The organism is Catalinimonas locisalis (assembly GCF_038039535.1).
In the GTDB taxonomy this organism is placed as follows: Bacteria; Bacteroidota; Bacteroidia; order Cytophagales; family Cyclobacteriaceae; genus Catalinimonas.
Map to the genome: position 1 here is coordinate 60737 of NZ_JBBPHP010000016.1, position 16855 is coordinate 77591.

Below are 16855 nucleotides of genomic sequence, written 5' to 3' on the forward strand. Positions count from 1 at the left end.
CATGAACCAACTCATCAAAGTCTCCCTCAGTGATTTTAAGTTGATCTTCCGAGATGCTTCGCTCCGGGTATTTCTGTTTCTGCCCGGCCTGATTTATCTGCTGATCAATCTATTTCTGCCCTGGCTGGTCAGCCGTTTTGGAGCCGTAAGTGAGTATGTGCCCTATGTGCTGATTGTGGCGACCATTGAAACTACTCAAATGTTTGGTTTCATCTACAGTATGGTATTCATTGATGAAAAAGAAACGGAAGTAGCTAAGGTGTATGGCGTATTGCCGGTCTCTAAGGTTGGCTTCATCCTCTTCCGAATGATCATCCCTTGCCTGCTGACGGTGCTGCTTACCTGGATACTGCTGATCATACAGCCTTTTTATGGACTTTCATTATGGGCCAGTCTGCTATTTTCTATATTGGCGGGGGTGATTGTTCCGGTATATGCCCTGGGGATTTCCATACTGTCTAAAAACAAAATGGAAGGCATGGTGTGGATCAAGATATTCAACATTGCTGTAATACTTCCGGTGGTAGCCTTTTTTGTACCAAAGACATTTAGCTTTCTCTTTGGTGTGTTTCCTACCCACTGGGCTTTTCAGGGATTAAACCACCTGATAGAGGGCAGTGCTTTCCTCTGGCAGGCAGTGTCAGGTTTCATCTATTTTATAGTGCTGCTGGTGCTTACTGCGAGAAAGTTTTCCAAGGTACATTTTGCGTAGTGCCTATTGCATAGCGCCCATTGCATGGCGCCCATTGCATGGTGCCTATGAATAGGCTTAGTAAGGGCTTGCACATTGTGCGTTGTAGTAATTGACTACTTCAAAAGGAAGTTTAAAAAAGCCTGACTCCAACTTCTGCTGTAGTTCCGGACAATCAGAGAAATAGGAGCGCAGCACTTTCTTTTTCAAGCCAAAAATGCCCTGGGTTGCACGAACCATCATCTTTTCATCGGCACGCTTGAACAGGGGAAAGCTGGAAATATAATCGTCTGTTCCATCGATCCACTCATATTCGTACAGGCATAAGGGACCTTCCTTCAAAACTCTCAAAAATGTTTCTTCTCCTCCATAAGGCACAAGCTGGTAATAACTGTTCAAGAGGCTGAAGACCTGCGCTTCTTCCAGCCGATATTTTCGGTATACTTCATTGCCTACTTTATATTCAGCAATACGAGACATTGCATATTTCTTCCGTTTGCCCTCCGCATCCCAGTACCTGATTTTGTTTAAGAACTTTACACCTCCAAAAGTTTCCTTGAGTCGCTGTACCTGACCATGAAGGGTATCTCCACCAGAAAGAATCAGATATCCATCCTGCGCCAACTCCTGACAGTGAGCAGAGGAGATCAAAATCAGACTCAGAGTGAGCGTAATGAAGTACGGCATATCAGCGAAGTATAATATTGAAGTATAGACATGTCCGTTACAAACTTCAAATTTCATGCTGATCAGGTCAAATACGGTTAAGGGCAATGTGAGATTTTCAGCAAAGTTCCACCTTTTGGCGTAACGGAATTTGAGTGATCATTTCTGACCAAGCATTAGTACGCAAGTCATATCTCCTCATCCACCACAATCGCTATTTTTCCGATGGCTTTGCCTGACTCCAGTATGCGGTGCGCTTCTTTGAGATTTTCTACGGTAAGTCCGTTTAGGGTTTTGTTAAGAGTGGTTTTCAGAATCTCCTGATCAATCAGATCGGCCACAGAATTGAGGATATGGTGCTGCTCTATCATGTCTTCGGTCTGGAACATAGCACGGGTAAACATCAGCTCCCAGGAGAAGGAAACACTTTTGGAGCGGATGGCACGCATGTTCAGCTCATGCTTATTTTCCACGATAGAACAGATGCCTCCCTGCGGCTTGATCAGCTCAGCCATAGCATCCCAGTGCCCGTCGGTATCGGCGAAGTTCAGAATGTAATCTACGTTTTGGATACCAGTAGCGCGTACTGATTCCACAAGATTATGATGATTGGCAACCTCATCCGCACCCAATTGAAGACACCAGTCTTTGGTTTCATCCCGGGAGGCGGTAGCGATTACTTTTAACTTCGTCATCTGCTTCAGCATCTGTATAGCAATAGAACCCACACCACCGGCTCCACCAATGATCAGTATGGTCTTATCTTCGCCTTTTTGTCGCTGGATATGCAGACGATCAAAGATGGCTTCCCATGCGGTGAGAGAAGTAAGGGGTAAAGCCGCTGCTTCGGCATAATTCAGTGAACTGGGCTTTTTTCCTACGATACGTTCATCTACACACTGGTATTCGGCATTACTGCCCGAGCGGGTGATCACCCCTGCATAATACACCTCTTCACCTACTTCAAACAAGCTTACCTCATCGCCTACAGCTTCTACTACGCCTACGGCATCCCAGCCCAGTATCTTGGGTGGGTCCAGAGTCTTATCCACTGCACTGTTTTTCCGCACTTTGTAATCTACCGGATTTACAGCAATGGCTTTGACCTTTACCAGCAGGTCATGTGCTTCGGGACTGGGTTTGGGAGCGTCAAAGGAAATAAAGCTTTCTGCTTCTTCAATAGGTAAGGATGTTTTGATGCCAATGGCTTTCATAGTGCTGAGTTAAAAAATGTGAATCCAATCAAAATTAGTAAGTAGGAAAATTCTTAGATTGTTTGCCTTTTTCAGCAATTTTCTACGATGATCAATATTCAAATGTTGTTGTAAATAACTTCATGGCTGAGATGAAGTTTGGACGAGAGCTTTCTATTTAGTTTTCCAGATACTCCTTTACCTCAGCAAAACTAAACTCCAGGCTTTTACGGTCAGACAACTTCGCTTGTACCCATTCACTGGCTCTGACGATGGCTCCTTTGTGCCGAAAGTCCTCATGTTTATCCTCCATCAACTGGTAAAACTCTAATAACTCTTTGACCTGAACAGGATTGAGTGGACTTTGGTAACGGGAGGTATCCAATGGTAAGCTCACCGGCTCATTATTGAAAATGAAGTACAAGGAATCTGCCTGAAGGCCGTTTTCGTACTGGGCTAGAATATGTTTATTGATGAAGTGCTCAGGAGAAATGCTTAGGCTCCGAATTATATCTTCAGATGCATTACTGTAAACCCACATAAGATGATGACTTGGGGCAAGTGTAGTGTCTTTTACAGAAGAAACTTCAGCGCCTAACAATGTTCGGGATCTGGCAAAACTGGTAAAAGTATCTTTTTGGTAGTAAAAAGGATGCAGCAAACCCAGCAGAAATTGAGGCTTGGTGATGCTGTCGTTTCGGGATAAGCTTAAGTGTAAGCTATCTCTCAGCCAGGTCGTATCCAGCACAGTGTAAGCAGTATCTACACTTTTTCTCCAGCTTATGCTATCCTCCGGAGCAAACACTGTATCGATAGTGCTTTCCATCCATCTGCTCTTCTCCATCAGGTAGCTCAGTGCGGCATTGTATTCCATCATAAAGCTGAGACTATCCTCGTACCATAGATTTAAAGGGAGCGTATCCGGCTGCTGAAGGTTATTCCAGCGGATTTGTTCCAGTGCTTTGCGCTCCTGCGGGTCAAGGGTTTGGTCAAGGGCAATGCGATAGGCAGCAGCAGAATAGTAACCGAAGGGCGTATCCATGTCTTCAAAAGGCAGCTTTCTTAGCCTGCCGATGGTAGATTTCAGCAGGTTCTGCCTCACCTGTATCTTCTGTAGATTATTGCTACGGTTGAAACGGGTATCACGCAATGAATCAATCAACTGGAGTTCTTCTCTGATCAGTGAGTCAAGCAGTTGGGCTTCATAGTAGTTGACAAACTCATCCTGCGCCACTTCATCAGCTATCTGCACCAGCCTGTCGTTATGAAAATGTACTTTTTTAACTTCCTTACCGGTCAGCAGGGAAAAAAAGCTTTTCAGGGTCTCTTCTCCCTGCTTTTGCGCATTGGTGAGAATATTTGCCCGATGCGCGTATAGGGTAAGTTTATGGATACAATGTTCTTTTACCTTTTTGGCATCTTTAAAGTTGACTCTGCCATTATAGTCAATAATCTCAAAGCCGGGAATACCTTTTTCAGGAATGAACCAGGGATTAATATCAGCATTCAGAATCTTGGGCTCAAAGCCAAAGAAGTGTAGCTCTGAGGATTCTTCATGAAAGTAGAAAGACTGTTCGTCCAAAGTACCAAAGTCAAAGCCCGCCTTTACCCAGCCACGTCCTACCATAGACAGCTTTTTCTTTTGCTCTGTTCGGGGTAGTTCGGAGGTCAAACCCTCATCGTAGAAAGCAATGAAATTTTGATTGCTATCAAAACCTTCGGTCAGATACACCTGCAAGTTTTCCGGATCAGTATCTGAAGCTTGCGTTACCTCATTGTAGAGCATAAAAAGTACCTGCTCTTCATGTCGTTCTTTTACATCCCAGCTTTCCTTTTCGTCATTACCCATTTGCTCACGCCAGAGATATTCTACTACTTCTCCGTATAGATTGGTTTGCCGGAAATCAGGATTGTGGTGCTCAAGTTTATCCAGAATATTCTTCCGGTCTACATCTTGCTTGAAGATTCTGCCCCAGTTGAGGAAATTGAGTTGGGGGTACAGGTCTTTGTTCTCTTTGTACTCCTGTATCCTTTCATCTCGGGAAAGCTGCTGAAACCGATAGAGATTATACAAAGCCAACTTAAGATCGGCATACATCAGGTTAGCCCGCTGGTCTACTGAATCCCGCTTTATCAGACTGAGCCTGGATTCGTCAATAGAAGCAATCACTTCACCATAATACTCAGCCGTAACAAGTTGCCCGATCTCTCGTATCTCAGTCACCATATTGGTGGTGGTGCCTAGCTTCAGTCCTCCTCCAAAAATGCCAAAAGGATTCCATAGGAAAATCAACACCACCAACGCTATGATGAGGATAGCATCCAGCAGAAATCTCCAGTTATTGAATATCAGGCTAATCATCGCTTGTAGTATCTTCTTCTCCAGTAAGCAAATTCACTTGATCAATGAGCAGCTCATCACTCTCAAATGAGATGTAAATCTCTTCATAATCCAGCGCTTTGAGCAATTGTATCAGCAGGGTGCGGGTATGCTCCTGCGTGGTCTCTACGATGCCCATATACTCCAGATTGCTGCGAATGTCCAGTTCCGCCTGCCGAAAAAACTCCTCCTGATCTTCAATGCTGATAGTGTTCAAAAAGGCACGAGTGTCGGAGATCAGTGAGTCTTCCACGAAGCTGGAGGGAGGATAAGAAAAGTTGATTACTTTCACCGGAGGCAGTTGCAGGCTGATGCGCTTGCCTTCTATCACTATATCCTCCTGCTCAATCTTACTCAGGTCTATGCCCGATTTAATTTTAGCTTGCGAATAAGCAAGGAAACGCGCTTCACTCAGCTTGATAAACCAGGAAAGCTTGCGGGTTTTGGTACCGTGCACAATTTTATCTACCGTGAATTCCGTAGTTGCCAGGTCGCTGGCATTCTGAATTTTTCCCACCACCAACCCACGTTCATCCTGCTGACAAGCGGACAGGCAAAAGAGGCTAAAAAACAGCCCATAAGCTATATGGTAGCTTGTTCTCCGCATCAGGCATGGAATTTATAGTGGATCTCCTTAATCGTATTGAACAGGCAGCGGGCTATTCTTCTTTGTCCCTGTGTACTCAGCAGGAATTCTGCTTCCAGCCGGTTATCATAAAACAGGTTTTCTACCAGGAAGGCCGGACATCGGGTTTTTCTCAGCACATAGAAGGTCTTGGACTGCTCTTCCATCTCTTTGTCCTCATCACCATCGCTCATATCCTGCCTGAATCTGAATTCGGGAAAATCATGCTTGTACCACCTGGCGGCAATGCTGGCCAGGGTATCACTGGTAGTTTCGCCTACGCTGGTCCATACTTCAAAACCCCTGGCATGATTGCTATCACCTTCCAGTGCTTTGGTTGATGAGTTGCTGTGGATAGAGAGAAAATAGCAGTTAGGGTTCTTAGCAAACAGCGTATTGGCCTGGTCTACTCTCTCTTTCAAACTAACATCTTCTACTGTATTTACTGTCAGATCATGATAGGCGATGCCTGCTTCTTTCAGCATATCTATGAGTATTTCCCCGATTTTGCGGTTAATCACGCCCTCGTAAACCTGGGTACCATCGGAAAATTTATAACGCTTTCCAATGGAAGCAGGTGTAGTATACTTTCCGTTCTTAAGTCCTCCATGTCCGGCATCTATGATGGGAATGAAACCTCCTCTGCTAAGAGAGGTAGTGGTTGTGCCGTATTGGATTACGTACTTTTCGTAAGCAGCTTTTAGCCGTACATCATATTTATTCTCCTTGTAGCCTCGGCCATTGTAGCCATAGGCGAAAGTGGCCCAATCGTAGCTACCCTGATTATCTTCAGAAATATAATCTACCAGGCGTTTGCCCCGGGCGGTTTTGGTTTTGATAAATTCCAGAAAGTCCAGAAAATGGTAGTACTCCGAAACCTCCTGCTTCTTCTCAAAGTCAAACACATCTTCATAGAAGTAGGGATTACCTTCAGCTACTTTATCGGGTTGTATCCTGCCTCTGATGTAATGCTCCAGGTTCTCTCCCAATATCTGAAAAAGCCCCCAGGAAGCAGAATAGATAGCTGCCCGCTGGATATTTTTATCATCTTTACCATTAATTTCCTTAGCCTCTTTCAGCCGCTCATGTTCGCCAGTTCCCCCTTTATAATGCTTAGTTGTCCATTTTTCATAAATGATATTGGGATGCTCTGCCTCTAGCAGCTTAGGAGTTTTGCCTGCTTTCTCCAGCCAGTGCCAGAATTTATGTCCTTCAAACAGAATTTTAGGCTTGCCATCAGGAAGATGCCCCCTACCGGAAGATTCAACCTCAATAATTGCTTTCACCACCGGCATGGATAGCTTGATCTGCTCATCTTTTTCCAGGTGCAGCAGGGCTTTTTCTATTTCTTCATCACTAAGTACTCTACTGAAGAGGTTGTCCCTGATCTGTACAAACATGCCTTTGGGTTTCTCTTCATCCTTGACCGGTGCTTTTACCGACAAAGCTTCCCTCATCTTGCCTAGGAACGGGCGTTTCTCATCCTCCTCTCGCAGGGCAAAATCCTGCTCTTGTTCTACGAAATCTATGTCATCCTCATTCAGCTGATTGGTAAAAGGGCGGGGCTGTTGCTGCTCATCGGAGGAGCCTCCCTGAGAAGCAGGCGAAGCGGGGCGACTCCATCTTTTCTGCAGGTACTTCAATGACTTATCGCCGAAATAAAAGGCAATCATCATGAGGAAGGCGGTTTCAAAAAACTCAAACTGCTGCCGTACCAGCGCCAGTTCGTTAGCGGTATATTCACTGCCAAAACTTACGATGAGCAGAGAAAGCCCTCCGAAGAGAAGCGTAAAGGCAATCATCCCCCGCACCGTGCCGGGCGGTAAGCCAAAAGTCTGGCTGCGATAAGGGTTTTTGTCAGGCCCTTCCAATTCATCAGGGTTCACCGGATAACCCATTTTTGCCATTTCCCGGGCTTCAAAGATTTTGTCCCAGTCTTTATCGGTCAGTCCGTAATTGATGTTGTAATTGTAGACCGCCCACATAAAGTACCGCAGAAATACAGCGATCCAGATGATAGAAACTACTAAACCGACCGCCTGAAAGAGATTGCCATATTCAACATAGATAAACAGCCCCCCCAATATGCCGATGACCGTGAGAAGCAGCGTAAGGACGTTCGTCCCGGCAAAAAAGAATTTGTGATAAGGATTGCCACTCTCCGTTTTTCCTTTTACCTCAGTATTGAAATATTTGAAAACCGCGCTATAAATCAGGCTGAGGCCTACGACTACCACAATACCTACTGGCAGCAGAACATTGGAAGCCCCATCTTCACTCCCCCAGAAGATAAAAAGGACTACTGTCAGCACAATGACAGCAATAAAAATAATGTGCGTCCACATAAGGATTCTGGGGGAGGCTTTCATGTTGTTTGGAGTTTACTGCGCTCAAACCAGTCTTCATCCATTATGCTGATCTGCACCTCTTCGCCCGACTTAAGTAGCGCACTGATGGTTTTATAAAATCTTTCGTAAGCTTTTCTGGAGTAGGTAATCATTTTTGAAGTGCTGGCAGCATCAATACCATCGGCAATCAGCAGGCAGCCTTCGGTATCTTTATGGGTATTGCCCACGTGCAGATAGACATTTTTAAAGTCCGGTATATTTTTAACCTCCAGATGATACTCAAACCAGGGACGGCTTTTTTGGTACTGCTTGGTTAAGGGAGTGAGGTTTTTGTTAAAATCCAGAGGGTAAATGCCTTCGGGTACTCTTGTTTTTCCTGCTACCTTTTCTTTGCGAAAAGTATCTTCCAAGGTATAGGCAAAAAACTTCTTACGCAGGAACAACAAGCCTAGGGTAGACTCCCCATCATCCAGGTAACGCAGTACGGTTAAGGTGTTGGCAGAGAGAGAAGCATATCTACCTTCTTCAGCATTCAGTTGCTGCTCAAGTTGGGTAATTTTCTGCTGTAGCTGATCTATTTTAGGATGTATGCCGGTAGATATCTTACCGCTATCTGCAACAGAGGTACGAGTAGGTGTATTTGTTTTTTCTTCATCCTGACTGACAGGTTCACGACTAAATAACTCCTTTACGGATTGAAAACCTTTTTGAACTAAGGCGATGATATAACCAATAAAGCCTATAATCCACAGCCAAACCTCTTCCAGCAACTCAGGATTGGTGAGAAACAGCAAAATAGCGATCGTGAGAAGCGCTATAAACAATAAGGCCGCAAGGCGTGTCAAGGTGGATAGTTTAGGTTGATGGTCTATCCAAAGTTATCAAAATTAGCGGGATTTGAAAGCTTTCGTTAGGTATTATTTCCCATTCATAAATGCTTAGGCAGCAGGCTTAAAAGTCAGATTGTCGCAATGAAATTGCCGTAAGAAATTACCGTTACTTGATTTTAGATTTACATGTGCCCATTCCATTCCTGATAAAATTCATCAAGAAAAGCTTCCATGAATTGATGTCTATGCTCAGCCATCCGTTTTCCAGTGGGGGTATTCATCCTGTCTTTAAGCAGCAGCAGTTTTTCATAGAAATGATTGATGGTAGGCGCTTTGCTCTGCTTGTACTCTTCTCTCGTCATAGCAAAATTGGGCTTGATTTCAGGATTATAGATTTCCCTGTTCTTATATCCTCCGTAATTGAAGGCTCTTGCTATACCCATGGCCCCCATGGCATCCAGTCGGTCAGCATCCTGTATGACATCCAGTTCCGGGGACTTAAATTTCTGAGGATCATTACCCCCTTTGAAGGAAATATTGGCAATGATACTTTCAACCTGAGCAATCACCTGTTCTTCAACATGGAGAGTACTTAAGAACTCCCTTGCTTTGCGAGGCCCTACTTCTTCGTCACCATTATGAAATTTTGCATCCGCTATGTCATGCAGTAAGGCGCCCAGTTCAACAGTAAACATATCAACATCTTCGGTTTTGGCAATATGCTTTGATAAATTCCATACCCGGTAAATATGCCACCAGTCATGCCCTCCTTCAGCACCTGACAAAGTTTCCTGAACAAAAGATATGGTCTTCTTAATTACAGTTTCCTGGTCTACGAGCATTATTATTTTACAGAGTTAAAACAGAACTAACTGGTAGTACCCAGACGCTCAATTTAGGCTGAAGTAGTGACTGCTTTTTGTCTGCTTTGTTTTTTCTTCGCTTTTTTCTTCAGCTTATTGATCCAGATAATTACTCCGGTCACCGGAAGAGAAGTAGCAATAAGGCAGGCAATAAAATAGAGTATTTTTGTAAAAGTGCCGTACACATAACCCATATGCAAAGGCTTGATTGAAGCAGCGACTCTTTCATTAAATGGTTTCTCGGCAAAAATCTCACTAGCCAAAACTTCCCCACTATACTGGTCCAACTGCAATTTATCAGAGGCTGAAGGGGCAAAGAAACCTGTTTTGTTTTTGGAAATGGATACCGTACCTACTGAGTCTTTAGGGAGAGAAATCTGATAATCTCCTTCGTAAGGAAGCATTCCGTCGCTAATGTGCATAAGCTCTGCTACTGTTAATGGACTCGCATTCTGAGCAGGCAAAGTAGAGTTTAAGGGTCCTTCGCCACCTCCTCTTCGGCCAAACACCTGCGTCCCCAGCACCTCTCCCAAACCATCACGGTACCATTCAAAAGACCAGCAAAGGCCGGTAAGCGCCATCACAAGGAGAAGGATGGAAGAATAAAGACCCAAAGAATTGTGCAGATCATGATTGATACGCTTCCAGTTGGCGCTAAATTTTATTTTTAAGCCTTGTCTCCACGCACTTACTTTTTGCGGAACCCAGATTATCAGACCACTGAGAATCAGGAAAACAAAAATGAGGGTAGCAACTCCCACAATTGGGCGACCTATGGCACTATCCAGGAGTAACCAGCGGTGCATTCTGAACATAAACATAAAAAAACCTGAAGCTGGGCTGTCCGATGTGCCCAGCACTTCTGCGGAATAAGGATTCACAAAATAGGTGGTCCCTCTCCGCTCTTCTTCTGATTGTTTAATGCTTACTGCATAGGGGTTATCTTCCTCATGAGGAATGCTGATGGAAGAAATAATTCCTCCCGGTTGCTGCTGTAATTGTTCTATAATGGCTTCTGCCGTCATTGGCTCTGCGCCTTCCGGAACATCCACACTATATTTTTCCGGCTCAATAAGCATTTCTATCTCTTCCCGAAAGGTATAGATTGTACCACTTAGGCAAACTAAAAACAGGATAAGGCCACTGCCAACCCCCATCCAGAGGTGAATATCATTAAAAAGTTTTCTTGTGCGTTTCCAGCCAGAGGATTTCTTTGCTTTTGCCATAGTGACGCAGAGTATAGATTTTATTTAGACCAAAAATAAATAAGAAACCCTGTCTATTACAAGAGATTTTAGAAGAAATTTGAAAAGAAATGGTATTCTGTAAATACTACCCAACTCTCCTCTCTATTGAGAAAGAAGAACAACAAAGTTGAGGTGAGGAAAACGCATCAATACAGTCTATAAAAACTTTCAAACTATAGGTTTTTATATAATAATCCTAAATTTTCAATCCGCACAAAATGCTTCTTATTTAATGTGGCTAAAGTCAATCCATGAGCAACAGCAGTGGCTGCAATAAGTAAGTCAGCTATATCAATGAGTTTATTTTTCTTCTTTAGATTACGATAGATGTCAATAGCTGTTTCAGAGCAGTTTTCATCAAATGGAATAACCGTTAAGTTATCATACAACTCTTTCCAATAAGCGGAGTCCGACTCCTTATTTCCAATACCAATCTCATAATGGGTTATAGATGAGATAGCGAAATGCTCTTCCTGATCAAGTAGCTTAAAAAAGAAGGATTTGCGTTTGTCTTTTTTTCTGAAAAGATCAATTAGTACAGACGAATCTAATAAGATCATCCTAATCTGGAGCTGTTAATAGAATCTCTAGTTTCCTGAAAATCTTTAAGTTGCTGCTCAGTCCACGATGGTGCCTCTAATATCAATTGCTTAAGCTTTTCTTTAGAACTAAGCTTTTTAACTTTCAACTCATCTTGCAAAGTCTCAATTAATTCCGTCAACTTTTCTTCCGGAAGTTGTTGGATCAATTCAAGTATCTGATCATACTCAATGTTTACCTTAATCTCCATATTTGCTTTTTCCCAAATATACTGTTCTGCACTATAAAAGTTTATCACTGGCTAAACAGCCTAACAAAATTAAACATATAGGTAAGTTTATGAAAAGTTTCCTGCTTAAAATCACAAAAGAGGATAAACAAACTATCACCTAAAAGAAGCATTGATCTTATCCAAAGCCTGTTGACCGGGCATCAGGTCTTTTTCTCTCAGGGTATTGAGGGGTTGCTCCACCGTATCCAGTATCTTATGTAATTCTTTACTTTTAGGATCAATATAAAGTAATCCAGTGAGGATTTCTCCTTTTGCCTTGGCCTGTTGCAGACGATTAACCGCAGAATCACGGTCTGTAGGATTCCAGTGCGGACTGAGCTTACTGAGTTGAATCAGAGAGCCATCGTGCATCACCACAGAGGATGAAGTGCCTTCCTCATAATCCACCGTGATCTCCTCTTTTTCCGGCACAAAATCCAGCGCGGAAGTCGCCTCAATATGGTCTCTCACATAATCATAAGATTTGGTAGAGCCTTGGTTATTATTAAAAGTAACACAGGGGGAGAGTACATCCAGTAAGGCAAAGCCAGGATGCGACATGGCTGCTTTGATCAGTGGCACCAACTGTGTCTTATCCCCTGAGAAGCTACGGGCCACAAAGCTGGCACCTAATTCCAGCGATAAGCCCACCAGATCAATAGGTTCAAAGGGATTGACGGAACCTGCCTTACTTATTGAACCCATATCTGCGGTAGCGGAATCTTGCCCTTTGGTAAGTCCATAGCAGCCGTTGTTCATCACAATGTACACCATGTTCAGATTTCGGCGGAGCACATGACAGAATTGTCCCAAACCAATAGAAGCAGTATCTCCATCGCCCGACACACCCAGGTAGATCAGGTCACGGTTGGCAAGGTTAGCACCGGTTGCAATGGAGGGCATGCGCCCGTGCACTGAATTAAAACCATGTGAGTTGCCCAGAAAATAGGTAGGGGTTTTGGAAGAACATCCTATCCCTGATAGCTTAGCCAATTTATGAGGCTCTACGCCCATCTCATAGCAAGCCTGAATGATGGCTCCGCTGATGGAGTCATGGCCGCAGCCGGCACAGAGGGTAGAGATGGCTCCCTCATAGTCAGCTTTGCGAAAGCCGATTTTATTTTTGGGTAGTCCGGGATGACGAAAGGCGGGTTTTACGAAAGTCATAGGGTTTTGCTTTTGTGGTTGTTGGTACTGATCAGTGGAGCAGTAGCCGGGAGTTTTTCCATAATCTGCTGAATGATAGCATCCGCCGTTATAGGCATACCTCCATAGTTGAGTACCGGCAGCAGCTTCTTGGGGTTAATTTCCAACTCGTTGACCAGTAATGCACGAAACTGCTTATCACGATTTTGCTCAATTACAAATACTTCCTCATGAGAAGCGATAAAGTCTTCTACTGTACTATTAAAGGGCAATGCCTTGATACGCATGGCATCCAGCACAATACCTTTTTGCTTCAGTAAGTCCATTGCTTCCAGGGCAGCATAAGTAGAGGTACCAAAAAAGATAATTGCCCGCTCATTTTGATTGCTTTGCTGAAAAAGTTCGGGAGCAGGCACATAACTTTTAGCGGTTTCCCATTTTTTGCTGAGTCTATCTACAATGCGCTCATACACATCACTGTCTTCCGAATAGCGAGCGTACTCATCACGGGAAGTGCCTCGCGTGAAGAAGGAACCTTTGGTAGGATGGGTGCCGGGAATGGTGCGGTAGCAAATACCATCATCATCTACATCCAGATAACGGCCGTACTTTTCTATTTTCTCCAGATCATCCGCATTGAGGACTTTACCCAGATCATACTTACATTCATCATCCCATTTTAAGGGAGGCGACATATGGCTGTTCATCCCCAGGTCCAGATCTGACATCATAATGACGGGAGTTTGCAACTGATCGGCCAGATCAAAGGCAGCAGCCGACATCTCAAAACACTCTGCCGGAGTAGAAGGAAATAACAGCACATGTTTAGTATCACCATGCGAGGCATATGCGGATGACAGTATATCCGACTGCTGGGTACGGGTTGGCATGCCGGTAGAAGGGCCTCCCCGCTGTACATTGACTAATACCACCGGAATTTCCGCGAAATAAGCCAGGCCAATAAACTCACTCATCAGCGATACACCGGGGCCGCTGGTAGCGGTAAAAGCGCGGGCTCCATTCCAGGTAGCCCCAATCACCATGCCCATAGCCGCCAGTTCGTCTTCAGCCTGCACGATAGCATACATTTTCTGACCACTTTCAGGATCAACTCTCAGCTTTTTGGCATAGGTTTCAAAAGCTTTGACTACCGAAGTAGAAGGTGTGATAGGATACCATGCGGCTACGGTAGCTCCGGCATAGATTGCTCCCAAAGCCGTAGCCGTATTACCTTCTATCATGATGTGGTCTCCTACGTTATCGCGGCGTTCCAGCCGGATATCCAGTGGACAGTCGTAATGTGCTTTAGCATATTGATACCCCAGATCCAAAGCTTTATAGTTGGGAGGAATTAGCTTTTCTTTTTTGCTGAACTGTGCCCGTATGATATTCTGTATCACTTCCATCTCAATATCCAGTAGGGCAGCCAGTGCGCCTACATAGACGATATTCTTGAAAAGCTGCTGGTGCCGGGGATTTTCATAATGCTCCATGCACATCTGCATCATGGGAATACCAATATAGTGTACTCCTTCCCGGATAAAATCGTCGTGCAGCCTCTTGGTGCTGTCATAAACAAAATAGCCCCCTTCTTTAATGGAGGCTATATCTTTGGCATAGCTCTGGGGGTTTACACCCACCAGCAAATCCACACCATCCCTTCTTCCCAGATAGCCCTCTTCGCTGACGCGAACTTCATACCAGGTAGGCAGGCCCTGTATATTGGAAGGAAAAATATTTTTGGGAGAAACAGGTATGCCCATTCGGAAAATTGCTTTGGCAAACATTTCATTGGCACTTGCCGAACCTGTTCCATTTACATTGGCAAAACGAATTACCATATCGTTGACCGCACTCACTGTCATCATAACACCTTGGTAGCTTTGGTTACATTGTATAAATATTTTTGCATATCCCAGGCTGAAGTGGGGCAGCGCTCTGCACACAGGCCACAGTGCAGACAAACGTCTTCATCTTTGACCATCACCCTTTTGGTAGACAGTATATCAGAAACATACAGGTCCTGAGATTTATTTTCTGCGGGAGCATTCAGTCTGGAGCGCAGATCGTCTTCTTCACCATTTTCAGTAAAAGTGATGCAGGTTGTCGGGCAGATGTCTACACAGGCATCACACTCAATACAGGCATCCTCAGTAAATACCGTTTGTACATCACAGTTGAGGCAGCGCTGCGCTTCCTTATAGCCGGTAGGCTCGTCAAATCCCAGTTCCACCTCAATCTTACGGTTGGTCAGCGTAATGGTCTTCTGCGCATGGGGCACCGGATAACGTTTGTCAATGACTACCGGGCTGTCATAACTCCATTCATGAATGCCCATCTTTTGCCGGATCAGGTTGGTCATGGGTGCGGGGCGATCCATCACATCTTTTTCCTGGCAGAACTGATGCATAGAAATCGCTGCCTGATGGCCGTGCGCAGCAGCAGTAATGATATTCTCCGGGCCAAAAGCAGCATCACCGCCAAAAAACACTTTGGGCAAAGTAGACTGGAAAGTAATTTTATCCAGCACCGGAATATCCCATTTACCAAATTCAATACCCAGGTCTCTTTCTATCCAGGGGAAAGCATTATCCTGACCAATAGCAATGATGACATCATCGGCTTCAATAAATTCATCCGGCTCTCCGGTGGGTATCAGTTTGCGCTTTCCACTCTCGTCATATTCAGCTCTTACCTTGCTGAAGATTACACCTTTAAGCTTACCATTTTCTACCACAAATTCTTTGGGAGGCATGTTGTTGAGGATAGGAATATCTTCTGACTGTGCATCAGAAATCTCCCAGGGAGAAGCTTTCATCTCATTGAAGGGGCTACGCACTACCACCTTTACATCATCTCCTCCTAATCGGCGTGATGTCCGGCAGCAGTCCATCGCGGTATTACCACCACCCAGCACAATGACCTTTTTCCCGATCTTATCCACATGACCAAAAGCGACACTGGCCAGAAATTCTATGCCGATGTGAATGTTTTTGGCTGCTTCTTCGCTACCGGGCAGCTTAAGCTCTCTGCCTTTGGGCGCACCCGTACCCACAAACACTGCGTCATAGTCCTTTTCCAGTATTTCTTTCATGCTGGATACATAGTGGTTGAAGTGGGTATGTATGCCCATATCAATGATGTAGTTGACCTCTTCATCCAGCACCTCTTCGGGCAGACGGAAGGCAGGAATCTGGGTACGCATCATGCCACCGCCTTTGTGCCATTCGTCGTAAAGATGAATTTCATAACCGAGGGGTGCCAGATCTCTTGCCACCGTAAGGGAAGCAGGACCACCGCCAATCAGGGCGATTTTTTTGCCGTTTTTCTGCTCCGGAGCTTTGGGCATCCGGTGTTTAACCTCTCCTTTATTGTCAGCGGCTACCCGCTTAAGGCGGCAAATGGCTACCGGCTCTTCCTCTTCTGCCAACCGTCCCCGGCGGCAGGCAGGCTCACAGGGGCGATCGCAGGTACGGCCCAGTATGCCGGGAAACACATTGGACTCCCAGTTGACCATATAGGCATCGGTATAGCGCTCAGCAGCAATAAGACGAATGTACTCGGGAACGGGAGTGTGAGCCGGACAGGCATATTGACAATCCACTACCTTGTGGAAGTACTCGGGGTTGCTAGTATCGGTAGGTTTCAAATCGTTGTATTTTTATTCAACAAAGCCAAAATCAGATTAGTGATTAAAAAATACTAAAGAAACTTACAAAATATAAGTAATCTTTGCGAAAATTAAGAAATAACAAAGTTCAAAAAATAAATATGTTAATGGAACCGGGATTTTGGATGCTTATGCGAGGGCTGAGCTGAAGCTGTATATTTGTAAAAGAAAGGTCTGAAAAAGAAAATGCAACTATCCATCACCTGACGGTTAGTTGCATTACTGTTGTCGAATGAAGTTTCCTCCAATTCGGCTATGCTGATTTGTTCTCAAATTAAGTATTTCTATTGCTTGAAAAAAGTATTACTGTCAATTAAATACTCCTTTTACACATTTTCTTTAAAGCTTCATATGGTTTTGGAGAATTGTTATAATGAGCAAAGAT

At 44.4% G+C, this 16855-nt stretch carries 14 protein-coding genes; 1 reads left to right on the forward strand and 13 read right to left on the reverse strand.

Annotation, left to right across the window (positions count from 1 at the left end; translation table 11 throughout):
- Position 1: 1 nt before the first annotated feature.
- Complete coding sequence (locus WJR50_RS18735) at positions 2-712, forward strand: Rv2686c family ABC transporter permease subunit (RefSeq protein WP_341294842.1); 711 nt, start codon at positions 2-4, stop codon at positions 710-712.
- Positions 713-769: 57 nt separating this feature from the next.
- On the opposite strand, the gene WJR50_RS18740 is transcribed toward WJR50_RS18735, so the two are convergent.
- The 13 genes from WJR50_RS18740 to WJR50_RS18800 form a co-directional block, all read right to left on the reverse strand.
- Complete coding sequence (locus WJR50_RS18740) at positions 770-1435, reverse strand: hypothetical protein (RefSeq protein ID WP_341294843.1); 666 nt, start codon at positions 1433-1435, stop codon at positions 770-772.
- A 110-nt stretch (positions 1436-1545) separates the two neighbouring features.
- On the reverse strand, positions 1546-2571 hold the full coding sequence (locus tag WJR50_RS18745) for a zinc-binding alcohol dehydrogenase family protein (protein WP_341294844.1): 1026 nt from the start codon (positions 2569-2571) through the stop codon (positions 1546-1548).
- 157 nt (positions 2572-2728) lie between these two features.
- Positions 2729-4912: a hypothetical protein gene (locus tag WJR50_RS18750; protein WP_341294845.1), complete on the reverse strand. Its 2184-nt coding sequence runs from the start codon at positions 4910-4912 to the stop codon at positions 2729-2731.
- The gene (locus tag WJR50_RS18755) at positions 4905-5537 is read right to left on the reverse strand and encodes a DUF4230 domain-containing protein (protein WP_341294846.1); all 633 of its coding nucleotides are present in this window, start codon (positions 5535-5537) and stop codon (positions 4905-4907) included. The genes WJR50_RS18750 and WJR50_RS18755 overlap by 8 nt, the downstream gene beginning before the upstream one ends.
- Complete coding sequence (locus WJR50_RS18760; RefSeq protein WP_341294847.1) at positions 5537-7924, reverse strand: N-acetylmuramidase domain-containing protein; 2388 nt, start codon at positions 7922-7924, stop codon at positions 5537-5539. The genes WJR50_RS18755 and WJR50_RS18760 overlap by 1 nt, the downstream gene beginning before the upstream one ends.
- The gene (locus WJR50_RS18765; RefSeq protein ID WP_341294848.1) at positions 7921-8748 is read right to left on the reverse strand and encodes a DUF5675 family protein; all 828 of its coding nucleotides are present in this window, start codon (positions 8746-8748) and stop codon (positions 7921-7923) included. The genes WJR50_RS18760 and WJR50_RS18765 overlap by 4 nt, the downstream gene beginning before the upstream one ends.
- Before the next feature lie 167 nt (positions 8749-8915).
- On the reverse strand, positions 8916-9575 hold the full coding sequence (locus WJR50_RS18770; RefSeq protein ID WP_341294849.1) for an HD domain-containing protein: 660 nt from the start codon (positions 9573-9575) through the stop codon (positions 8916-8918).
- Between the two features lie 53 nt (positions 9576-9628).
- Entirely contained in the window at positions 9629-10822 is a 1194-nt protein-coding gene (locus WJR50_RS18775) for a PepSY-associated TM helix domain-containing protein (RefSeq protein ID WP_341294850.1), read from the reverse strand.
- Between the two features lie 194 nt (positions 10823-11016).
- Entirely contained in the window at positions 11017-11403 is a 387-nt protein-coding gene (locus WJR50_RS18780; protein WP_341294851.1) for a type II toxin-antitoxin system VapC family toxin, read from the reverse strand.
- The gene (locus tag WJR50_RS18785; protein WP_341294852.1) at positions 11400-11681 is read right to left on the reverse strand and encodes a hypothetical protein; all 282 of its coding nucleotides are present in this window, start codon (positions 11679-11681) and stop codon (positions 11400-11402) included. Before WJR50_RS18785 ends, WJR50_RS18780 begins: the two co-directional genes overlap by 4 nt.
- Before the next feature lie 87 nt (positions 11682-11768).
- On the reverse strand, positions 11769-12821 hold the full coding sequence (locus tag WJR50_RS18790) for a 2-oxoacid:ferredoxin oxidoreductase subunit beta (RefSeq protein ID WP_341294853.1): 1053 nt from the start codon (positions 12819-12821) through the stop codon (positions 11769-11771).
- Positions 12818-14668, reverse strand: a complete 1851-nt coding sequence (locus WJR50_RS18795; protein ID WP_445223476.1) for a 2-oxoacid:acceptor oxidoreductase subunit alpha — start codon at positions 14666-14668, stop codon at positions 12818-12820. Before WJR50_RS18795 ends, WJR50_RS18790 begins: the two co-directional genes overlap by 4 nt.
- Positions 14665-16449 (reverse strand): FAD-dependent oxidoreductase, encoded by a 1785-nt coding sequence (locus tag WJR50_RS18800; protein ID WP_341294854.1) that lies wholly within the window; start codon positions 16447-16449, stop codon positions 14665-14667. Before WJR50_RS18800 ends, WJR50_RS18795 begins: the two co-directional genes overlap by 4 nt.
- Positions 16450-16855: the final 406 nt, after the last annotated feature.